Genomic DNA, 19,244 nt, shown 5'->3' with positions numbered 1-19,244 from the left:
CGGAAATAGCCGTGACTAACGACGTCAGGACGCGAGATCCTCTCAAACGCGAGGCGATGATCGCAAGGAAGGGAGAAGCGCCGGCGCGCCCCTTCGTGCATTTGCGCGTGCATTCCGCCTATTCGCTGTTGGAAGGGGCCTTGCAGCTTGGCGCGATTGTCGGCCACGCGGTCAAGGACCAGGCACCGGCCGTTGCGATCAGCGACACCAACAATCTGTTCGGTGCGCTCGAATTCGCGCAGAAGGCCGTGAAGGACGGTATCCAGCCGATCATCGGTTGTCAGGTCGATCTGGCGTTCGTCGGCGAAACCAATGACGGCCAGCGGGATCGGCGCAGGCAGGGGCCGGACCTGAGGCCGGTCGTTTTCCTGGCGGCCAGCGAGGCAGGCTATGCCAATCTCGTTCGCCTCATAAGCCGCGCCTATCTGGAAACGCCCGCCGGTGAGCCGGTGCATGTCTCAACCGATATGGTTGGCGACTGCGCCGGCGATGTCATTTGTCTGACAGGCGGCCCTCGTGGGCCGATTGGCACCGCACTGTTTGACGATCGCAACGATCTGGCCGAGACACGTCTGCTTGCCCTGAAAACATTGTTCGGCAACCGCCTCTATGTCGAGCTGGAACGGGTGACCAACTACGATCGCGAGGTCGAACAAGCCACGATCGAATTGGCCTACCGCCACGAGCTCCCGCTTGTCGCCACCAATGAAGCCTTCTTCTCCTCACGCGAGGATTTCGAGGCACATGACGCGCTCATCGCGATTGCCGAGGGCTCGGTCGTTGCCGCCGATGAACGCCGACGCCTGACGCCGGACAATCACCTCAAGAGCCAGGCCGAAATGGCGCGCCTGTTCGAGGATTTGCCGGAAGCGGTGGACAACACGATCGAGATCGCCCGGCGTTGTTCCTACTACCCGAAGAACCGCAAGCCGATCCTGCCGCGCTTTACCGGTGCCGACGTTTCCGATGCCGAGGCGGCCGAGAGCGCTGAAGCGGAAGAACTTGCGCGCCAGGCCCGCGAAGGACTGAACGTGCGCTTCGCCACTCGCGGCCTCCACTCGGGTTTCACCGAGGAACAGTATCGCGAAAGGCTGGAGTTCGAGATCGGCATCATCCAGCGCATGAAGTTCCCCGGCTATTTCCTGATCGTGTCGGACTTCATCAAATGGGCCAAGCAACATGACATTCCTGTCGGCCCGGGCCGTGGCTCGGGTGCGGGTTCGCTGGTTGCCTACGCGCTTCTCATCACCGATGTCGATCCGCTGCGCTTCTCGCTGCTGTTCGAGCGCTTCCTTAATCCCGACCGCGTCTCGATGCCCGACTTCGACATCGACTTCTGCCAGGATCGCCGCGAAGAGGTGATCCGCTACGTACAGGCCAAATACGGCCGCGACCAGGTCGGACAGATCATCACCTTCGGTACGCTGCAGGCGCGTGCCGTTTTGCGCGACGTCGGTCGCGTTCTGCAGATGCCCTACGGCCAGGTCGATCGGCTCTGCAAGATGGTGCCGCAGAACCCTGCCAATCCTGTCAAGCTCGCCGAAGCAATCGCCAACGAGCCGCGCTTTGCCGAGGAGGCGGAAAAGGAGCCGATCGTCCAGACGCTGCTCGACATGGCGCAGAAGCTGGAAGGCCTCTATCGCCATGCCTCGACGCACGCCGCCGGCATCGTCATCGGTGACCGACCCTTGTCGGAACTGGTGCCGATGTATCGCGATCCGCGCTCGGATATGCCGGTCACGCAGTTCAACATGAAGAAGGTGGAGGATGCCGGGCTGGTGAAGTTCGACTTCCTCGGCCTGAAAACGCTGACCGTGCTGGAGAAGGCGGTAAAGCTCATCCGTCGCCGCGGCATCGACATCGACCTTGCCACTATTCCGCTGGACGACCCGCAGACCTACGCCATGCTGTCGCGCGGCGAGGTTGTCGGCGTGTTCCAGGTTGAAAGTGCCGGCATGCGCAAGGCGCTCATCGGCATGCGTCCCGACCGCATCGAGGACATCATCGCACTGGTCGCCCTCTATCGGCCGGGGCCGATGGAGAACATCCCGACTTACAACGCCAGAAAACATGGCGAAGAGGAAATCGCCTCGATCCATCCCAAGATCGACCATCTGGTGAAGGAGACGCAGGGCGTTATCGTCTACCAGGAACAGGTGATGCAGATCGCGCAAGAGCTTGCGGGCTACACGCTCGGTCAGGCCGACTTGTTGCGCCGCGCCATGGGCAAGAAGATCCGCGCCGAAATGGACCAGCAGCGCGGCATCTTCGTGTCCGGCGCCGTGGAACGTGGCGTCGCCAAGCCGCAGGCCGATTTCATCTTCGACCTTCTGGCGAAGTTCGCCGACTACGGCTTCAACAAGTCGCACGCCGCCGCCTACGCCATCGTCTCTTATCAAACCGCCTATCTGAAGGCGCATTATCCGGTGGAGTTCCTGGCCGCGTCGATGACGCTCGATATGTCGAACACCGACAAGCTGGCGGATTTCCGCCAGGATGCGATGCGGCTCGGTATCGAGGTCGTCGCGCCCTCGGTGATGACCAGCTTCCGCGATTTCGAAGTTGGCGAGAACAAGATCTTCTATTCCATGGCGGCGCTGAAGGGCGTCGGCGACGCAGCCGTCGAACACATTGTCGAAAGGCGTGGGGACGGTCCGTTCAAGAGCCTGGCAGATTTCTGCGAGCGGATCGACCCGAAAGTCGTTGGCAAGCGTGTCTTCGAAAGCCTGATCATGGCTGGCGCGCTTGATTGTTTCGGGCACGACCGCGCGCAGATGATGGGCGGTGTCGAGCGGATGATGGGGCTGGCGGCGCTGGCGCAGCAGAATGCCACTTCCGGCCAGGCCGACATTTTCGGCGCTTCGCTGGGAGCGCAGTCGCAAGCGCTCAACCTGCCGTTGAGCGAACCGTGGCTGGCTGCCGACCGCTTGTACCGCGAATTCCAGGTGGTCGGGTTTTATCTCTCCGCGCACCCGCTCGATGAATACAAGGTCGCGCTGCAGAAGATGCGCGTGCAGAACTGGGCGGAGTTTTCCGCGGCGGTGAAACGTGGCGCCTCGGCCGGACGCCTTGCCGGTACAGTGACCGCCAAGCAGGAACGCAAGACGCGAACTGGCAACAAGATGGGTATCGTGAACTTCTCGGACATGACTGGCCAATATGAAGCGGTGATGTTTTCGGAGACGCTGGCGCAATATCGCGACATGCTGGAAGCCGGCAAATCGGTCGTCATCACCGTCGCGGCGGAGGACAGGCCGGAAGGGGTCAATCTTCGCATCCAGACAGTGCAGTCGCTGGAGGATGAGGCAAGCCGCATCCAGAAAGCCCTGCGCATCTTCGTGAGGGATGCCGCCCCGCTCAATGCACTTGCTGGGCAGCTTGGCGTGAAGGGCGAGGGGCAGGTGTCCTTCGTGCTGATCAAGGACGGCGGGCAGGGGGAGGTCGAGATCGAGCTTCCCAATCGCTACCGCATCTCGCCGCAAGTGGCGTCGGCGATGCGGGCAGTGCCCGGAGTGATCGAAGTCGAGCTGGTTTAGGCAATCGGAACTCGTCCTGAAAACGCTGGACGAGCGGCATGGCTGACGCTACCCGATAGGCATGGCGTCTGAAGCGAAGCCCGAGAGCGGTACCTCCCTGGCGACATTGCGTGATCGCTTGCGCCGGCTCTATCACGGGCGCACACCCGAGGCCGTTCGTTTTCAGGCGGCGGTGGTGCTTGTCGACATCGTCATCATCGCCTTCTTCATCGCCACGCCCTTGCTGCAGGGTACGGCTTCCTTCCTGTGGCTGGACTATGCGGTGGCGATCCTCGTCGCCGCCGACCTGCTTGCGCGCCTGCTTGCATCCACCGACATGGTTCGGCTCATGCGGCAACCGACATCCTGGGTCGATCTGTTCATCCTGCTGACGCTGCTGTTTCCGACGGCACTGGCCAATCTGAGCTTCCTGCGCATCCTGCGCCTGTGGTCGCTGTCGCGAAGCGGGGTTCTGTGGCGGCATCTCGGCGGAGGTCGGTTTCTGGCCTGGCGCGACACCACCCACGCTGTGGTCAATCTCCTGACATTCCTGTTCGTGGTAACGGGCTTCGTCTACACCTTCTTCTTCCGGCAGGCTTCTGGGCTCGTTGGCTATGTCGATGCGCTCTATTTCACCGTGGCAACCGTCACGACCACCGGCTTCGGCGACATCGTCTTGCCGGGCGTTGCCGGCAAACTCACCTCGATCGTCACCATGATCATCGGCATTTCGCTGTTCGTGCGTCTCGCCCAGGCGATCTTTCGCCCGACCAAGGTCCTCTTTCCTTGCCCGCAATGCGGGCTCCAGCGCCACGAGCCGGACGCCGTGCATTGCAAGGCTTGCGGCCATGTCCTCAACATACCGGACGAGGGTAGCTGACCGTTTCGGAACGAAACTGGCGAGCGAACCGCAAGAAGTGACGTTAAAGTTCGTGCTTTGGAGAGAACAGAACGAATGTTGGTCCGCCTCTACCTGGGTGCAGTTCTCGTCGCCCTTTCCCTTGCGCAACCAGCTCATGCCGCGGAGCCGCGGTTCTTTGTCTCGATGGCCGGCAAATGGAGCGGCAAGGGCAGCTTCCGCATCAACACAAAGGCATCACCGGTCAGCGTTTCCTGCTCCTTCACCGCGAAATCCGGTGACGCGTTTCTAACGCTCGACGGCAATTGTCGCGGCTTGATACTGATTTCGCGCAGCATCGGGGTGCGGTTGAAGACCGACGGGCAGCGCTACAGCGGGACCTATATCGGCTCGCGAACCGGACCTGCCGCGTTGTCGGGGCGACGCAAGGGCCAGGCGCTCAACCTCGCCATCCGCTGGGCGAAACTGGTGAATGGCGACCGGGATGCCGAGATGCGCGTCGAGAAGATCGGAACGAATGCCATGCGCATCGTTACCATCGACAAGGACCTGCCGAGCGGCAAGTCGGTCGTCACAGCCCAGATCGACCTGAAGCGCAACTAGCGCGTCAGAACGAGAATCGACATCGGTTTCAGACAATCGGAGGGCGTAGTCGAAGCGCTGGGCGCGTCAACTCGCCGCCACTTCGGCGGGTTTTGCCGGTCGCTTCTGCAGGTTGAGCAAATTGCCCATCAAAATCAGCGCGGCGCCACCGGCGGTGAAGGCATCGATCTGCTCGTGATAGACCAGCCAGCCCAATAGGGCCGACAAGGGCACGCGCAGGAAGTCCATCGGCGAAATCAGCGTGGCGTCAGCATAGGTCAAGGCCCTCGCCATGCAGAAATGCGAGGACATGCCGGTGAATGCGATGGTGAAAATCCACGGCCACAGTGAAAGCGACGGATTGCGCCATTCGAGCAGAGCCGGAACGAGGCCGAGCACCGATTGCACGACGAGCATCCAGAAGATGATGCGCACCACGCTGTCGGTGCGCGTCAACGCCTTCACCATGACCACCGAGGCGCCAAAACAGGCGGCCGCGCCGAGAACAATCAGGTGGCCGGTATCAACCGAGCCGGTGCTCGGACGCACGATGATGACGACGCCGATAAGACCAAGCACGATCGAGGCGATGCGGAACTTGTTGAGGCGTTCGCCGAGGAACAAAACGGCAAGCAGGGCGGTCCAGATCGGGGTGGTGAATTCGATGGAGATCAGCACGCCGAGCGGGATCAATGTCAGCGCATAAAGCCAGGCACCCTGACCGACATAATGGATCACGTTGCGCGCGATATGCAGCGGCAGCCGTGGCGAGGCCATGGCGGCGAAACCACCCTGGCTGATGACCAGAGGCAGCAGGATGAACCAGCCGATCACCGAGCGCATCTCCAGAACCTGGAAGACGCTGAGCGCGCTTGTCGTCGCTCGTCCCGCGACCGACATCAGCAGGAAGGACGCGATCGACAACGCCATCCAGAACGCCGCTTTGGGGATCGAGGGAGCCGGTGCCATGAACGTTGTTTCGCAAGCCGGCCGTTATCCGGCAATCTGTAGACCCGCCAATCTTCTGGGCCAGAGGATGCGGCGTCAGTCGTCGAGATGTTCCGGCGGATGGGCATTGCGTCCCTTGCCGAACGTATAGCCGGTTTCCACCGCCTTGCGTCCGAACTTGTCGCGCAACGTGTCGATTGCGCCCTCGGCCAGCGCCCGCTTGCGCGATTGCAGATCGACAAGATCAGGCGGATCGGCCTTCTCGTCGTCGGAAAGGTCGCTGACGCCGATGCCCAGAAGGCGATATCTGGTGCCGTCCGCCTCCCGGCGCAACAGGTCGAGCCCGGTTGAAAAAATGCGGTCGGCGAGTCGGGTTGGATCGGCAAGCTGCCTGTTGCGTGTGCGTAGCTTGAAGTCCTGGCTCTTGAGCTTGAGCACGACTGTGCGGCCGGCTATGCCGGCCTTCTTCAGTCGCGCCGATACTTTTTCGGACAATGCCCGCAGCACCGGAAGAAGGTCGTCCATCTTGGCGATGTCGGTATCGAATGTCGTTTCGGCGGATACGCTTTTTGCGTCATGGTCTGGATGAACGCGTCGATCATCCTCGCCGCGCGACAGGCGATAAAGCCGATCCCCCATCACTCCATAGCGCCCCATCAGGTCGCTGCGTTCCATCTTCTGCAATTGGCCGATCATGCGGATGCCGTCGCGGGCCAGCACTTCGGCGAAGGCCTTGCCGACCCCCCAGATCATCGTCACCGGCTGCTCGGCGAGGAACGACACCGCTTCCTCCTCACCGATCACTGCGTAGCCGCGCGGCTTGCGGAAGTCCGACGCGATCTTGGCCAGAAACTTGCAGTAGGAAAGCCCGGCCGAAACAGTGATGCCGATCTCTTTCTCGACGGCTTGCGCGAAACGCGCCAGCACCAGCGCCGGCGGCAGGCCATGCAGTTTCTCCGTTCCGGCAAGGTCCAGGAACGCCTCGTCGATCGAGATCGGCTCGACCAGAGGTGTCAGCGCCAGCATCATGGCGCGCACCTCGCGTCCCACCCGCACATACTTCTCCATGTCCGGTTTGACGACGATGGCCTCGGGGCATGCCTCGAGCGCCTTGAACATCGGCATCGCCGAGCGTACGCCATGGATGCGGGCAATGTAGCATGCGGTCGAGACCACGCCGCGCTTGCCGCCGCCGACAATGACCGGCTTGTCGCGCAGCGCCGGATTGTCGCGTTTCTCGACCGCCGCATAGAAAGCGTCGCAGTCGATATGGGCAAGGTGCAGGCTGTAAAGTTCGGCATGGCGAACGATGCGCGGGCTGCCGCATCGTTCACAGCGCATCGCTCTGCTGCGCTGTGGCGTCAGGCAGTCGCGACAAAAACCATGCTCGGGATCGTTGACAGGTGCCGCCATCACTGCGAACATAAAGAGAACATTGTCAATGTAGTCTACACGGCCGGTCCATGCAAGGCGACTGGAGGGACGCGTCATGAGCATCGAAATCCACCATTTGACCCCGGATCTATGGCCGCAATTCGAAGATTTGTTCGGCAAGCAGGGCGCCTGCTATGGCTGTTGGTGCACGCATTTCCGGCTGCCTCCGGCGGAACGGCGGTCGGGCAGTCGCCAGAGCAACAAGGATCATATCAGGACACGCATCGAGGCTGGGCCGCCGCCGGGCCTGCTGGTGTTGGAAGATGGCGTGGCGAATGGCTGGATGCAGATCGGTCCGCGCGCCGACGTGCCCGAGTGGAACAACAAGGGCAGGGGATCGGCGCCGGTCGATGCAACCGATGCGGACGATCCAGCTGTGTGGGCAATCTCGTGTTTTTTCATCCGCACCAAGGCTCGTGGTCAGGGACTGACCCACCGGCTGGTGGCCGGCGGCATCGATTTTGCCCGTAGCAGCGGAGCCCGGATGATCGAAGCGTGCCCGATCGACCTGTCGCGCGATTCGCGTTCCGTCGGGCTGTTCGTTGGCTCTTCGCGCGTTTTCGAGCAGGCAGGCTTCCAGCGTCTTGTCGAACGCAAGGCGGGGCGACCGCTGATGCGGCTGATTCTGTAGTCCGTCGGCGCACCTGCAGCGCCATCGGCCTTCAAGCCACGCCGGCTGCGTTGGCCTTGTCATGTCGCCTTGTGATTGAGGCTGTAATTTCCTACGAAGGGTCCGATCGGATTGGGCTTTTCGTCCTTGAACAAAAGTGGAGACCATAAGTGCGCCGTGTTTTGACGACTGTTTCGGCTTTGGCGATCTGCGCCCCGGCCTTCGCACAGGGCATCGATGCCCAGGGTGCCGCCCAAATCCAGAAGGACATTGCCCGCTATCTCGGAAATCAGGCTTTCGAGAAGGGCGTTGTAAAAGTGGAGCCTAAGGGTGACGCCTACCAGCTCACCGTCGATTTCAAGGCGCTCGTCAAGGCGATGCCAGAGCAGGATTTCGTCAAATTCGACCTGCCGCCCTATGTGCTGAATGTCAAACCGCGCCCCGACGGCACCTGGGATGTCGGCAGCACCTTCTCGTCGAAGGGAACGTTCGAGGTAAAGGGCCCCGAGGGACAACAGACTACCGAGTTCGATCTGAAGGACGGCAAGATGGCCGGCGTCTACGACCCGGCCCTCGCTGCCTTCACCAATCTGACGTCCTCGATGGCCGGCATGACTATGGCTTCGAAGGATGCGAAGTCGAGCGTCGAGGCACGCGCCGGGGCGACAACGATGACCGGCACTGCGACCAAGGCGGCGGACGGTGGCGTCGATTTCGCCATGTCGCAGACTATGGCTGACTTCAGCGAGACGGTCACGATCGACGATACCGAAACCGGCATGAAGATGCCGCTGACCTTCAACTCGCCGAGCCTGGTGGTGGATGCGACGGCCAAGGGACTGCGCAGCCGCGCGATACTCGATCTCGTCGGTTTCGGCGTTGCCAATGAGGACGAAGCCAAGCTCAAGGCCAATCAAGCGGAGCTCAAGACCTTGCTGCTGGCGGCGTTGCCGGTTTGGCAGCGCTTTGACGGCACCTATAAGTTCAAGGATTTCAAGGTCGGTACGCCACTCGGCGAGTTCAACACGACCGAGCTGGTGGCCAAGTTCGGTGCCGACGGCGTCAGCAAGAACGGTACGGTGAGCTACGGGCTGAAGGCCAGCGGTCTGACCGTGCCGGCAATCGCGGCGCAAATGCTGCCGACCTGGAGCGCTTCGCTGTTGCCCACCGATATCGAGCTCAATTTCGGCGGCGCCAATCTCGATCTCGATACCATGGCGCGCAAGTCCATCGACGCCTTCGACCTGACCAAGGAGCCGCCGCTGCCCGCCGAATTCGGCGACCAGATCGGAGCCGAGTTCCTGGCCAAGTCGCCCAAGGTACTGATCGAGCCCAGCGTCATCAAGAACAAGGACACCGAGATCGCGTTCAAGGGCGAGGTCCGTTTCCCGTATGACAAGCCGGACCCGACCAAGAAGCCGGACGTCGACATGACGGTGACCGTCTCTGGCTATGACAAGATCGTGGAGACGCTGCAGGAAGCTTCCAAGACCACACCGGATGCAAGCAATGCCGTTGCCGCCGCGCTGGCAATGAAGGGTTTTGCCAAGACCCTGCCGGACGGCCGCATCGAATGGGTGGTGAACGGCAAGTCGGACGGATCCGTCATCGTCAACGGCGTCACGGTCAAGGCAGCCGACCCGGTCGTGCAACCCGGCGAGGAAGGCGTGACGGACGACAACGCGACGGACGATCAGGCCACCGATCCGGCGCAGGACCCCGACCAGAGCGAGGAGGCGCCGCAGGATTCCGAACAGGAGCAGCCGGCGCCACAGCAATAGAGGCCACGCGGCTGCCGGTTCGACCGCGATAAAAAATGGAAAAGCCCCGCCCAGAGATCATGAGCGGGGCTTTTCTTTTGTGGGATATCCGCGCGTTAAGCGGTCTTTCTAAACGCCCAGCGCCTGGGCGATCTTTGGAGCGGCTTCGTGCCAATCCTGTACCACGATCAGGTCGTCCGGCAGCGGCGGCAGGAACGCACGCAGCGAATTGTCGGCCATCAGGTGGAAAAGATGCGCATCGGCAACCGAACCACGCGCCGAGATCAGATTGTTGGGCTGATCGTCGACGAAAGCGATCGGTCGCCCCTTGTCGCCGCGAAGTTTTGCCACCGCCGGGCCCTTGGCCATTTCGGTGGTGAGCAGCGGGTAACGGAGGCCGAGCTGGTCGAGATGGGCGCGCCGCGCGGAGCGATGCTTGTGCGGCATCGCCGTCAGCAACACGATTTCGGCCCGGTCCTCCAGTGATTTCAAGGTCTCAGCAGCGCCTTCAGCAACATACTGCCACTCAGCCTGGCCGGCGAAGAAGTCGTCCAGCAGCGTGTGCACTTCATGCTGCTCGGCCACCCGGCCTGTGCCACGCTCGGAGACATTGCCGGTCAGCCTGAACGAGGCGAAGGTCAGATCGTAGCCGCGCTGTTCGAGAAAGCGCGGAAACGGGCGGATGAATTCGAGGATCACGTCGTCGACGTCGAGCACCAGCAGCGGACGGTGGTCGCTGGCCAGTTCGGCGATCTGGCGGGCTGTCTCTGGATCGTCACTCATGTCGAACGCTCATAATCGTCTTGGTTTCCGAGCGGCAAGGCGTGCAACGCCTTGCCGACCGCTGCCGGCGGGGTGCCGGTCTCCTCGCAGAAGCGCATCAAGGTCGGTTCATGCGCCAGGATGAATTGCAATACTCCGGCCAGGAAGCCAGGTTCCGCCGCCGCGCGCCGGATCGAACTGGCTTCGATGCCGGTAATCGCAAGGAAGCGGGGCAGCAATTCTGCGTCGCTGGCAACAAAGGCCAACGCGCCGACGGCGAGGGCCTCTGCCTGCTCACGCATTGACGCTGCGTCTGCCATCGCTACCTTTGATTCCGACAATGGTGATGAGTCTGCATCTGGAAGTAGTCACAAGCGTCGCCAAGGGCAAGGCTTGTGTGATGTTGCTGTTGTCTTGTTGTGTGCAGACTGGTCGGATTTCACACCGCCGGTTTGCGTTTCGTCAATCATCTCGCGCTAATGTGGAGCCGGGTTTGGGCGCTTCGGGATGGAGTGCATCACGACGGTTTCCGCGCGGGAATGTCGTCGGAGCGGGAAAGAATGCCGAAGAAGGTAATGATCGTCGAAGACAATGAGCTCAATATGAAGCTCTTTCGCGACCTCATCGAGGCCAGCGGCTATGAAACCGTGCGCACCCGTAACGGTCTCGAAGCGCTCGATCTTGCGCGCAAACATCGGCCCGACTTGATCCTCATGGATATCCAACTGCCGGAAGTGTCAGGGCTGGAAGTGACCAAGTGGCTGAAGGAAGACGACGAATTGCACGTCATTCCGGTCATCGCGGTCACCGCCTTCGCCATGAAGGGGGATGAGGAGCGCATTCGCCAGGGTGGTTGCGAAGCCTATATTTCGAAGCCGATATCGGTGCCGCGCTTCATCGAGACCGTGAAATCCTATCTGGGTGACGCCTGATGGTTGTTCGCCACCAGCCCGGAGCCGCATGAAATGACTGCCCGCATCCTTGTCGTCGACGACGTGCCGGCCAACGTCAAGCTACTGGAAGTTCGGCTCCTAGCTGAATATTTCGACGTGCTGACGGCGACGAACGGCCCCGATGCGATCGAGACCTGCGAGAACGGCAAGGTCGATGTGGTGCTGCTCGACGTCATGATGCCGGACATGGATGGTTTCGAAGTCTGCCGCCGCTTGAAGAGCGATCCGGCCACGGCCCATATCCCGGTGGTGATGGTCACCGCTCTCGATCAGGTGACCGACCGCGTGCGGGGGCTTGAGGCTGGCGCGGACGACTTCCTCACCAAGCCCGTCAACGATCTTCAGTTGATGACCCGGGTGAAAAGCCTGGTGCGCCTCAAGATGCTGACCGACGAGCTGCGCCTTCGCGCTTCGACTACACGCAACATCGGCATCGAGGAATTGCTGGCGCGCAACATCGCCGACGACGATACCTTGCCGCGCGTGCTTCTTGTCGATGAGCGCGAAGCCTCTTCGGAACGCATTCGCAAGGCCTTGCGGGATCGGGTCGCGCTTGACACGGCGAAGGATCCGCATGCCGGCTTCTTCCAGGCAGCCGAGACGCCTTACGAATGTGTCCTCGTGTCGACCGATTTCGCCGACTTCGATCCGCTGCGGCTTTGCTCGCAATTGCGCTCGCTCGACCGCACCCGCTTCGTGCCGATCATATTGCTGGCCAACCAGGGTGAAGAGGACAGGGTCATTCGCGGCCTGGAACTCGGCATCAACGACTATCTGACCAGGCCGATCGATCCGCATGAGTTGATCGCGCGGTTGCGCACGCAGGTTCGCCGCAAGCGCTACAATGACCAGCTGCGCGCTTCCGTGACCCAGACCATCGAGATGGCGGTGACGGACGGGCTGACCGGCCTGCACAACCGTCGCTACCTGGATAGCCATCTGCAAACCTTGTTCGACCGGGCTGTGGCGCGGCGCCGGCCGTTGGCGGTGATGATAACCGACCTCGATCGCTTCAAGACCATCAACGACACTTTTGGCCATGACGGTGGCGATGACGTGCTGCGCGAGTTTGCCTATCGCCTGCGCAAGAACGTTCGCGGCATCGACCTTGCCTGTCGTTTCGGCGGCGAGGAGTTCGTCGTGGTCATGCCGGATACGGAAGGCGCGATCGCCGAAAAGGTTGCCGAGCGCATTCGCGCCGAAATCGCGAAGGTGCCGTTTGCAATCGGGCGAGACGGACAGACCGCGGAGATTACGATCAGCGTCGGCGTTTCCTCGCTGCTGCACGGGCGCGATACGGTCGAGGCCTTGATGAAGCGGGCTGATCTGGCCCTCTACGAAGCCAAGAACAGCGGCCGCAACAGGGTGGTGGCCAACGCAGCCTGACGGCAAGCAGCCGCTCCGTGCTCGCCGATAACGCTGACTGTTTACCTTAACCCCGGCGATTCGCGGTCCGTGGTTAAGAAAGTGTTGATTTTTGAATAAGCTTGGGCAAATGTGCTCGCGCAAATGAGGGACGGTCGGTGCGGGGGCAAATCCGGCAGTTCCACTGATACCCCATGATGCTCAGGTCCGCCGCATCTCCTGGGTCCGTGGGGTCGGCCGGCCGGCGCTGGCATATAGTGGCCTCCTCGTACCGCTGCCATCACGCCGACCGGCCCCCTTATTCTTCACTCTCGACATCAACAAAATGTCCTAGAGGGTGGAGAATGCCGGTTTTCCGTCCGCGCAAACAAAAACGCCGCCCAGAGGGCGGCGTTTTGCATTTCATGACGGAAACCAGATTACTTGATCTTGGTTTCCTTGAATTCGACATGCTTCTTGGCGACCGGGTCGTACTTGCGGAACGACAGCTTGTCGGTCTTGGTGCGGCTGTTCTTGCTCGTCACATAGAAGAAGCCGGTGTCGGCGGTCGAAAGAAGCTTGATCTTGATGTTCGCGGCTTTGGCCATGATGTTCGTCCGTTGATTTCGTGGAGTTCGAGCCGCTGGGACACGGGAAGAAAACCCCGGACGCGGAAAACTTGGCCGGACACATAAAGAAAGCGCTCGGAAAGTCAAGTCCGGCCAAGGGCTAGGCCGGATTTTCATGCGTCTGCCGGCGTCCGTCAGCTCGTATGCGCGACGAGTTTGTTCACCGTTTCCGGGAAGAAGTCGGGCGCGGACCAGCGCTTGCCGAACATCATGTCGTACTGCAGGTAGCGATAGTCGCGGATGAGCGGGGCGATCTCCTTCTGCCTCGCCCAGTCGGCCGTGGCGGCGCCGTCGGTGGCAAGCAGCAGGTTGCGGTCGACAACGTTGTATCGTTCGCTGATCTGGCCGAGGAAGTCCGTGTAGTAGGGGTGCGTGATGCCTGCGGCCTTGAGCAGATGATAGGGCAGGAAGGCCGGGCTGATCGAGCCGACGTCCTTCGCCGGCCCCGTCCGGTTGGACCAGACGACCAGCGGCGTTTCGCGGTGCAGGCGCATCTGATCGGGCGCTTCCTTGCGTGGCGCCACATTGTCCTTCAGGAACCCGGTCTCGACATAGACCGGACCGAGCGGCGGCAGATGATCGCCGAAGAACACGATGACAGTCGGCCGCTCACGCTTCTGAGCCCAGTCCATCAGCCGCTTGAGATTGATATCCGCGTCAGCCGCACCCTCGGCATAAGAAGCCAGCGAATCCCGTGCCCATTGGCTGATCGGCGCCTGCACGACACGCGTGGTGTCGGAGTAGCGGGTGGGTTCGTAGGGGCCGTGATTCTGCAGGCTGACCGCGAAGTAGAAGAACGGCTCCTCCGAAGCGTCCGCCGCGCTGATGAGCTGGTCGGTCATCGCTTCGTCGGAGGCGAGCGGCCCGCGCTTTGCCATGTAAGGCATGGTCTCTTCCGACTGGAAGTCGTCGAAGCCGAAATCGGCATAGACCGCAGTGCGGTTCCAGAACCAGTTGGTGCCCGGATGGAAGGCCCGTGCCGAATAGCCTTCGCTCTTCAGAAATGTTGCCAACGAAGGAACCGGCGCGCGCACATATTGCTGGTAGGGAATGGAGCCGGCCGGCAGGAAGGCATTCGAGAAACCGGTCAGTGCTTCGAATTCGACATTGGCCGTCATGCCACCGAACTCGGGCGAAAACACCGAGCCAGCGCGGGCCGCACGTACCGTCGGGATGGGGTCAGGCGTGACGGAGACGTTCGGCAGCGTCATCGGATCCCAGAAGGATTCGCTCATCACCATGATGATGTCGGGCTTGTCCTCGGGCACAACCGCGCCCACCTCGGGTCTGGCGATCGTCTCGATTGCCTTGTCTGAATAGCCCAGGGGAGCCACGACATGGGCCATAGGCACGTTGAGTGCGAAGGCCAGCGCGAAGCCGTTCGAATTGTAGTTTTCCTTCTGGTCCCACATCATCGGGATGATCTGCAGACGATCGCGCGTCCACGAGAAAGCGGCGTAGTCCATGATCGAAACGAAGAACGCCAACAGGGGAATAGCCACGGTGAGGCGGGCGAGACGGGCCTTGTAGCGCAATGTCGAGGTGCGGCGGCGCCAGCCGAGCCACAATGCGATGAGCAAGGCAATCGTCGCCAGGATGCCTGCGCCGAGCGCAACGCCTGTCCAAGGGCGTTCGCGCACCAGGAGCGGCATCAGTTCCACAATCTGCCGCGCGTAAAGAAAGTCCGTGGGATAGAGCGGATCGCCGAGATAGCGCGATTTCTGGTGGCCGATGAAAGCGAGCGCCAGCGTCACCGGCGCGAAGATCATCACGCCCTGGTAATTGCGTCCAAGCAGGGCATCGAGGCCGATGAGGATGAGGGTGAACAGAACGACCGTCGTCCAGCCGGGCTTGAATGGCTGCACGAAGAAGCCGAGTGTGCTGACGATGTCGCCGCGGAAGATGAGCTCAATGGCGAAAACCAGCACGGCCGACGCCACCAGGGTGACCAGGCAATACCGCATGGCACGCCTTTCTTCTCCCGGCTCGAAGCCGGGGAAGGCGCTGTCATACTTATGCTTCGGCGCAGTCATACCGCTCCCCGACAAACCTTTCGCCAATTCGTAGATCCCCACCTGCATTATGAATGCGTCATCAAACTGTCATTCAAATGTCACGGAAAGCTAGCGCCTGTGGCAAAATTTAGAAGAGCCAGCAAACGAATCGTGTTCGGTTTTTATCATGATTGATCGCTGCAAAACTGGCTGGCGCCGCTCCGCGTGTCTCGCCCGGCGGGCACGCTGGGCTCTTGACTTGTGGGCTGGGCTTGCGCACAGGCAGGCGTGATTAACCAGTTGGAGCTCTCTATGGCGGTGGCATTCACCTTTCCGGGGCAGGGCAGCCAGGCTGTCGGCATGGGCAAGGACCTGGCCGAGGCATTCCCCGAGGCCCGGCGCGTCTTCGAAGAAGTCGATGAGGCCCTTGGTGAAAAACTGTCTTCCCTGATCTGGGAAGGGCCGGAGGAGACGCTGACGCTGACGGCCAACGCCCAGCCGGCGCTGATGGCCGTGTCGCTGGCTGCCGTCCGTGCGCTGGAAGCCCGTGGCTTTTCACTGAAGGACAAGGTTGCCTATGTCGCGGGCCATTCGCTTGGCGAATATTCCGCGCTCGCCGCTGCCGGTTTCGTCTCGGTGGCCGATGCCGCACGCCTGCTGCGCATTCGTGGCAATGCCATGCAATCGGCCGTTCCGGTGGGCGAGGGCGCCATGGCGGCCATTATCGGCCTTGAGCAGCCAGACGTCGAAGCCGCCTGTGCCGAAGCTGCAAAAGGCTCGGTCTGCCAGGTTGCCAACGACAATGGCGGCGGCCAACTGGTGATTTCCGGCGCCAAGGCGGCCGTGGAACTGGCCGCCAAGCTTTGCACGGAGAAGGGTGCCAAGCGTGCGCTGATGCTCCAGGTGTCGGCGCCTTTCCATTCCGCTTTGATGGCGCCGGCCGCCGAAGCCATGCGCGAGGCGCTGGCCGGGGTGGCGAAGAATGTCCCGATCGTTCCCGTTGTTTCCAATGTCTCGGTGTCGCCGACCACCGATCCGGATGCCATTGCCGCCCGTCTGGTCGAGCAGGTCACCGGCCGCGTGCGGTGGCGCGAGACGGTCGAATGGTTCGGCGCCAACGGCGTGACCGCGCTTTATGAAGTCGGCGCCGGCAAGGTGCTGTCCGGCTTGGCGCGGCGTATCAATCGCGATATCGCAACCGTTTCCGTCGGAACGCCTGCCGATATCGATGCCGCACTCGCGGCACTAGCCTAGAAAGCCTGATGACCCCACCCGTGTGAAGGGTGTGCTTGAGAGGGGACGAAACATGTTCGATTTGACCGGCCGCAAGGCGCTCGTCACCGGAGCCACCGGTGGCATTGGCGAGGCCATTGCACGCCTGCTCCATAGACAGGGCGCCATTGTCGGCCTGCATGGCACGCGCGTCGAGAAGCTGGAGACACTCGCTGCCGAGCTGGGCGACCGCGTGAAGATTTTTCCGGCAAACCTGTCCGACCGCGATGAAGTCAAGGCGCTCGGCCAGAAGGCGGAGGCCGATCTGGAGGGCGTGGATATCCTCGTCAACAATGCCGGCATCACCAAGGACGGCCTGTTCGTGCGCATGTCCGATGCCGACTGGGACAGCGTGATCGAAGTCAATTTGACCGCCGTGTTCCGGCTGACCCGCGAACTCACCCACCCGATGATGCGCCGCCGCTACGGCCGCATCATCAACATCACCTCCGTCGTGGGCGTCACCGGCAATCCCGGCCAGGCCAATTATTGCGCTTCCAAGGCCGGGATGATCGGCTTCTCAAAGTCGCTGGCGCAGGAGATCGCCACCCGCAACGTGACCGTCAACTGCGTCGCCCCCGGCTTTATCGAATCGGCCATGACCGACAAGCTGAACGAAAAACAGAAGGAAATGATCATGGCCGCCATTCCGGCCAAGCGCATGGGCACGGGCGAGGAAGTTGCGTCGGCGGTCGCCTATCTTGCGTCGACGGAAGCGTCCTACGTCACCGGCCAGACGCTCCACGTCAATGGCGGCATGGCGATGATCTGACGTTCCGACGCGACCCGTGATCGCGTTGGAAAAACACCCTTACCGCCTTGGATGCCAAGCCGTTTTCGTGTAATGCGGCCCGCAACCCGGCGGTTCGGGCAAAAGCCGGCCAGTTATTGTTGTATTCAGCCCGGCCTATCTTTCAGCTTGATTAGCGGCATTGTGCCCGCTAACGAAGACAAGACAATAGAACGAAGGATGCCAAAATGAGTGACACCGCAGAGCGCGTCAAAAAGATCGTTATCGAGCATCTGGGCGTCGATGCCGACAAGGTGACTGAGCAGGCCTCCTTCATCGACGATCTCGGCGCGGACAGCCTCGACACGGTTGAGCTTGTCATGGCGTTCGAGGAAGAGTTCGGCGTTGAAATCCCGGACGACGCGGCAGAGACCATCCTCACGGTCGGCGACGCCGTGAAGTACATCGACAAGGCCTCGGCCTGATTTTTCCGGCTTACGTCTTCGGAGAGGGCATGCAATGAGGCGCGTCGTCGTTACGGGCCTCGGCCTGCTTTCACCATTCGGCGTTGGGGTCGAGCACGGCTGGCGAGAATTGCTCACCGGCCGTAGCGCCGCGCGGCGCGTCACCGAGTTCGAGGTCGAAGATCTTGCCTGCAAGATCGCGCACGTGATTCCACGTGGTAACGGCGAGGACGCCACCTTCAACCCGGAAGCCTTCCTGGAACCCAAGGAACTGCGCAAGATCGGCGACTTCATCCTGTACGGGATTGCGGCCGCCGATGAAGCGCTGAGGGATTCCGGCTGGCAGCCGAAGACGCATGAAGAACAGTGCGCGACCGGCGTGATGATCGGTTCGGGCATTGGCGGCATCGAAGGCATCGCTGAGAATGCGCTGATCCTTCAGGAAAAAGGGCCGCGCCGTATCAGCCCCTTCTTCATTCCTGGGCAGATCATCAATCTGGTCTCTGGCCAGGTGTCGATTAGGCACGGTCTGAAGGGACCGAACCATGCCGTGGTGACGGCTTGCTCGACCGGCGCGCATGCGATCGGCGACGCAGCCAGGCTGATCCAGTTCGGCGATGCCGATGTCATGGTTGCGGGCGGTGCCGAAGCGCCGGTCACTCGCCTTTCGCTGGCTGGTTTCGCGGCTTGCCGCGCGCTTTCGACCGAGCGCAACGATACACCTGAAAAGGCTTCGCGCCCCTATGATCGCGACCGCGACGGTTTCGTCATGGGCGAGGGCGCCGGTGTGGTGGTTCTGGAAGAACTGGAACACGCCAAGGCGCGTGGCGCCAAGATTTACGCCGAGGTCACCGGTTACGGTCTCACCGGCGATGCCTATCACATCACCGCGCCGGCGGAAGACGGCGACGGTGCTTTCCGCTGCATGACGGCGGCGTTGAAGCGTGCCAAGCTGACGCCTGCCGACGTCGACTACATCAATGCCCATGGCACCTCGACCATGGCCGACACGATCGAGCTCGGCGCCGTCGAGCGCCTGGTCGGCAATGCAGCTTCGAAAGTTTCGATGTCGTCCACCAAATCGTCGATCGGCCATCTTCTGGGCGCCGCGGGCGCCGCGGAAGCGATCTTCTCGATTCTGGCCATTCGCGACAACATCGCACCGGCTACCATCAATCTCGACAATCCTGAACGCGAGACGGCAATCGACCTCGTGCCGAATAAGCCGCGCGAGCGTCAGATCGATGTGGCGCTGTCCAATTCCTTCGGATTTGGCGGCACCAACGCATCGCTGGTTTTCCAGCGCTACAATGGCTGATTGACCGGCTCCCAACGGTCTTTCGACAGCTCCAGGGCGGACAAGTCCGTCATTTTTGCCACAATCCCCT

At 61.6% G+C, this 19,244-nt stretch carries 17 protein-coding genes; 11 read left to right on the top strand and 6 right to left on the bottom strand.

Going from position 1 to position 19,244, the window contains the following annotated elements:
* Positions 1 to 56: 56 nt before the first annotated feature.
* From dnaE to FZF13_RS24250, 3 genes are all read left to right on the top strand, one after another.
* Positions 57 to 3,536, top strand: a complete 3,480-nt coding sequence (dnaE, locus tag FZF13_RS24260) for a DNA polymerase III subunit alpha (protein WP_137901734.1) — start codon at positions 57 to 59, stop codon at positions 3,534 to 3,536.
* A 61-nt stretch (positions 3,537 to 3,597) separates the two neighbouring features.
* The gene (locus tag FZF13_RS24255) at positions 3,598 to 4,395 is read left to right on the top strand and encodes a potassium channel family protein (RefSeq protein WP_024926164.1); all 798 of its coding nucleotides are present in this window, start codon (positions 3,598 to 3,600) and stop codon (positions 4,393 to 4,395) included.
* A gap of 75 nt (positions 4,396 to 4,470) precedes the next feature.
* Complete coding sequence (locus FZF13_RS24250; RefSeq protein ID WP_036254017.1) at positions 4,471 to 4,977, top strand: hypothetical protein; 507 nt, start codon at positions 4,471 to 4,473, stop codon at positions 4,975 to 4,977.
* A 66-nt stretch (positions 4,978 to 5,043) separates the two neighbouring features.
* On the opposite strand, the gene FZF13_RS24245 is transcribed toward FZF13_RS24250, so the two are convergent.
* Both FZF13_RS24245 and FZF13_RS24240 read right to left on the bottom strand, forming a co-directional pair.
* Entirely contained in the window at positions 5,044 to 5,925 is an 882-nt protein-coding gene (locus FZF13_RS24245) for a DMT family transporter (RefSeq protein ID WP_024926166.1), read from the bottom strand.
* 75 nt (positions 5,926 to 6,000) lie between these two features.
* Positions 6,001 to 7,329, bottom strand: a complete 1,329-nt coding sequence (locus FZF13_RS24240) for a DNA polymerase IV (RefSeq protein WP_024926167.1) — start codon at positions 7,327 to 7,329, stop codon at positions 6,001 to 6,003.
* Positions 7,330 to 7,393: 64 nt separating this feature from the next.
* Between FZF13_RS24240 and FZF13_RS24235 the strand changes: the two genes are divergently transcribed.
* Both FZF13_RS24235 and FZF13_RS24230 read left to right on the top strand, forming a co-directional pair.
* Entirely contained in the window at positions 7,394 to 7,969 is a 576-nt protein-coding gene (locus FZF13_RS24235; RefSeq protein WP_024926168.1) for a GNAT family N-acetyltransferase, read from the top strand.
* A 149-nt stretch (positions 7,970 to 8,118) separates the two neighbouring features.
* Complete coding sequence (locus FZF13_RS24230) at positions 8,119 to 9,729, top strand: hypothetical protein (protein ID WP_024926169.1); 1,611 nt, start codon at positions 8,119 to 8,121, stop codon at positions 9,727 to 9,729.
* A 108-nt stretch (positions 9,730 to 9,837) separates the two neighbouring features.
* Here the strand turns inward: FZF13_RS24230 and FZF13_RS24225 are convergent, their stop codons facing one another.
* Positions 9,838 to 10,491, bottom strand: a complete 654-nt coding sequence (locus FZF13_RS24225; RefSeq protein ID WP_024926170.1) for a hypothetical protein — start codon at positions 10,489 to 10,491, stop codon at positions 9,838 to 9,840.
* Positions 10,488 to 10,790, bottom strand: a complete 303-nt coding sequence (locus tag FZF13_RS24220) for a DUF3572 domain-containing protein (protein WP_024926171.1) — start codon at positions 10,788 to 10,790, stop codon at positions 10,488 to 10,490. The genes FZF13_RS24225 and FZF13_RS24220 overlap by 4 nt, the downstream gene beginning before the upstream one ends.
* 240 nt (positions 10,791 to 11,030) lie before the next feature.
* Here FZF13_RS24220 and FZF13_RS24215 point away from each other — a divergent pair, with 240 nt between their 5' ends.
* Both FZF13_RS24215 and FZF13_RS24210 read left to right on the top strand, forming a co-directional pair.
* Positions 11,031 to 11,402, top strand: a complete 372-nt coding sequence (locus FZF13_RS24215) for a response regulator (protein ID WP_024926172.1) — start codon at positions 11,031 to 11,033, stop codon at positions 11,400 to 11,402.
* A 33-nt stretch (positions 11,403 to 11,435) separates the two neighbouring features.
* Positions 11,436 to 12,809, top strand: a complete 1,374-nt coding sequence (locus FZF13_RS24210) for a PleD family two-component system response regulator (protein WP_024926173.1) — start codon at positions 11,436 to 11,438, stop codon at positions 12,807 to 12,809.
* A 398-nt stretch (positions 12,810 to 13,207) separates the two neighbouring features.
* On the opposite strand, the gene rpmG is transcribed toward FZF13_RS24210, so the two are convergent.
* On the bottom strand, positions 13,208 to 13,375 hold the full coding sequence (gene rpmG / locus FZF13_RS24200; RefSeq protein ID WP_006201775.1) for a 50S ribosomal protein L33: 168 nt from the start codon (positions 13,373 to 13,375) through the stop codon (positions 13,208 to 13,210).
* A 155-nt stretch (positions 13,376 to 13,530) separates the two neighbouring features.
* The gene (locus tag FZF13_RS24195) at positions 13,531 to 15,429 is read right to left on the bottom strand and encodes an LTA synthase family protein (RefSeq protein WP_373426399.1); all 1,899 of its coding nucleotides are present in this window, start codon (positions 15,427 to 15,429) and stop codon (positions 13,531 to 13,533) included.
* Positions 15,430 to 15,702: 273 nt separating this feature from the next.
* Between FZF13_RS24195 and fabD the strand changes: the two genes are divergently transcribed.
* The 4 genes from fabD to fabF all read left to right on the top strand — a co-directional run bounded on the left by fabD (position 15,703) and on the right by fabF (position 19,174).
* Entirely contained in the window at positions 15,703 to 16,644 is a 942-nt protein-coding gene (gene fabD / locus FZF13_RS24190) for an ACP S-malonyltransferase (RefSeq protein ID WP_024926175.1), read from the top strand.
* A gap of 52 nt (positions 16,645 to 16,696) precedes the next feature.
* Complete coding sequence (fabG, locus tag FZF13_RS24185; RefSeq protein ID WP_024926176.1) at positions 16,697 to 17,434, top strand: 3-oxoacyl-[acyl-carrier-protein] reductase; 738 nt, start codon at positions 16,697 to 16,699, stop codon at positions 17,432 to 17,434.
* Positions 17,435 to 17,640: 206 nt separating this feature from the next.
* Positions 17,641 to 17,877 carry an acyl carrier protein gene (locus FZF13_RS24180; protein ID WP_006203723.1) on the top strand — a complete coding sequence of 79 codons (237 nt, stop codon included), beginning with the start codon at positions 17,641 to 17,643 and terminating at the stop codon, positions 17,875 to 17,877.
* A 34-nt stretch (positions 17,878 to 17,911) separates the two neighbouring features.
* A complete protein-coding gene (fabF, locus tag FZF13_RS24175) occupies positions 17,912 to 19,174 on the top strand; it encodes a beta-ketoacyl-ACP synthase II (protein ID WP_024926177.1) in 1,263 nt (420 codons plus the stop codon).
* The last annotated feature ends 70 nt before the right edge of the window (positions 19,175 to 19,244 follow it).

Origin of the sequence: Mesorhizobium terrae (genome assembly GCF_008727715.1) — a bacterium.
Taxonomy (GTDB): Bacteria; Pseudomonadota; Alphaproteobacteria; order Rhizobiales; family Rhizobiaceae; genus Mesorhizobium; species Mesorhizobium terrae.
Note: the sequence above shows the minus strand (reverse complement) of the source record. Positions and strands in the feature narration are given on the sequence as shown.

What these genes read in the sequence shown, in the direction of transcription:
- dnaE (WP_137901734.1), top strand. Translation starts at nt 57, where the DNA reads ATGATCGCAAGGAAGGGAGAAGCGCCGGCGCGCCCCTTCGTGCATTTG.
- FZF13_RS24255 (WP_024926164.1), top strand. Translation starts at nt 3,598, where the DNA reads ATGGCGTCTGAAGCGAAGCCCGAGAGCGGTACCTCCCTGGCGACATTG.
- FZF13_RS24250 (WP_036254017.1), top strand. Translation starts at nt 4,471, where the DNA reads ATGTTGGTCCGCCTCTACCTGGGTGCAGTTCTCGTCGCCCTTTCCCTT.
- FZF13_RS24245 (WP_024926166.1), bottom strand. Translation starts at nt 5,925, where the DNA reads ATGGCACCGGCTCCCTCGATCCCCAAAGCGGCGTTCTGGATGGCGTTG.
- FZF13_RS24240 (WP_024926167.1), bottom strand. Translation starts at nt 7,329, where the DNA reads ATGTTCGCAGTGATGGCGGCACCTGTCAACGATCCCGAGCATGGTTTT.
- FZF13_RS24235 (WP_024926168.1), top strand. Translation starts at nt 7,394, where the DNA reads ATGAGCATCGAAATCCACCATTTGACCCCGGATCTATGGCCGCAATTC.
- FZF13_RS24225 (WP_024926170.1), bottom strand. Translation starts at nt 10,491, where the DNA reads ATGAGTGACGATCCAGAGACAGCCCGCCAGATCGCCGAACTGGCCAGC.
- FZF13_RS24220 (WP_024926171.1), bottom strand. Translation starts at nt 10,790, where the DNA reads ATGGCAGACGCAGCGTCAATGCGTGAGCAGGCAGAGGCCCTCGCCGTC.
- FZF13_RS24215 (WP_024926172.1), top strand. Translation starts at nt 11,031, where the DNA reads ATGCCGAAGAAGGTAATGATCGTCGAAGACAATGAGCTCAATATGAAG.
- FZF13_RS24210 (WP_024926173.1), top strand. Translation starts at nt 11,436, where the DNA reads ATGACTGCCCGCATCCTTGTCGTCGACGACGTGCCGGCCAACGTCAAG.
- rpmG (WP_006201775.1), bottom strand. Translation starts at nt 13,375, where the DNA reads ATGGCCAAAGCCGCGAACATCAAGATCAAGCTTCTTTCGACCGCCGAC.
- FZF13_RS24195 (WP_373426399.1), bottom strand. Translation starts at nt 15,429, where the DNA reads ATGACTGCGCCGAAGCATAAGTATGACAGCGCCTTCCCCGGCTTCGAG.
- fabD (WP_024926175.1), top strand. Translation starts at nt 15,703, where the DNA reads ATGGCGGTGGCATTCACCTTTCCGGGGCAGGGCAGCCAGGCTGTCGGC.
- fabG (WP_024926176.1), top strand. Translation starts at nt 16,697, where the DNA reads ATGTTCGATTTGACCGGCCGCAAGGCGCTCGTCACCGGAGCCACCGGT.
- FZF13_RS24180 (WP_006203723.1), top strand. Translation starts at nt 17,641, where the DNA reads ATGAGTGACACCGCAGAGCGCGTCAAAAAGATCGTTATCGAGCATCTG.
- fabF (WP_024926177.1), top strand. Translation starts at nt 17,912, where the DNA reads ATGAGGCGCGTCGTCGTTACGGGCCTCGGCCTGCTTTCACCATTCGGC.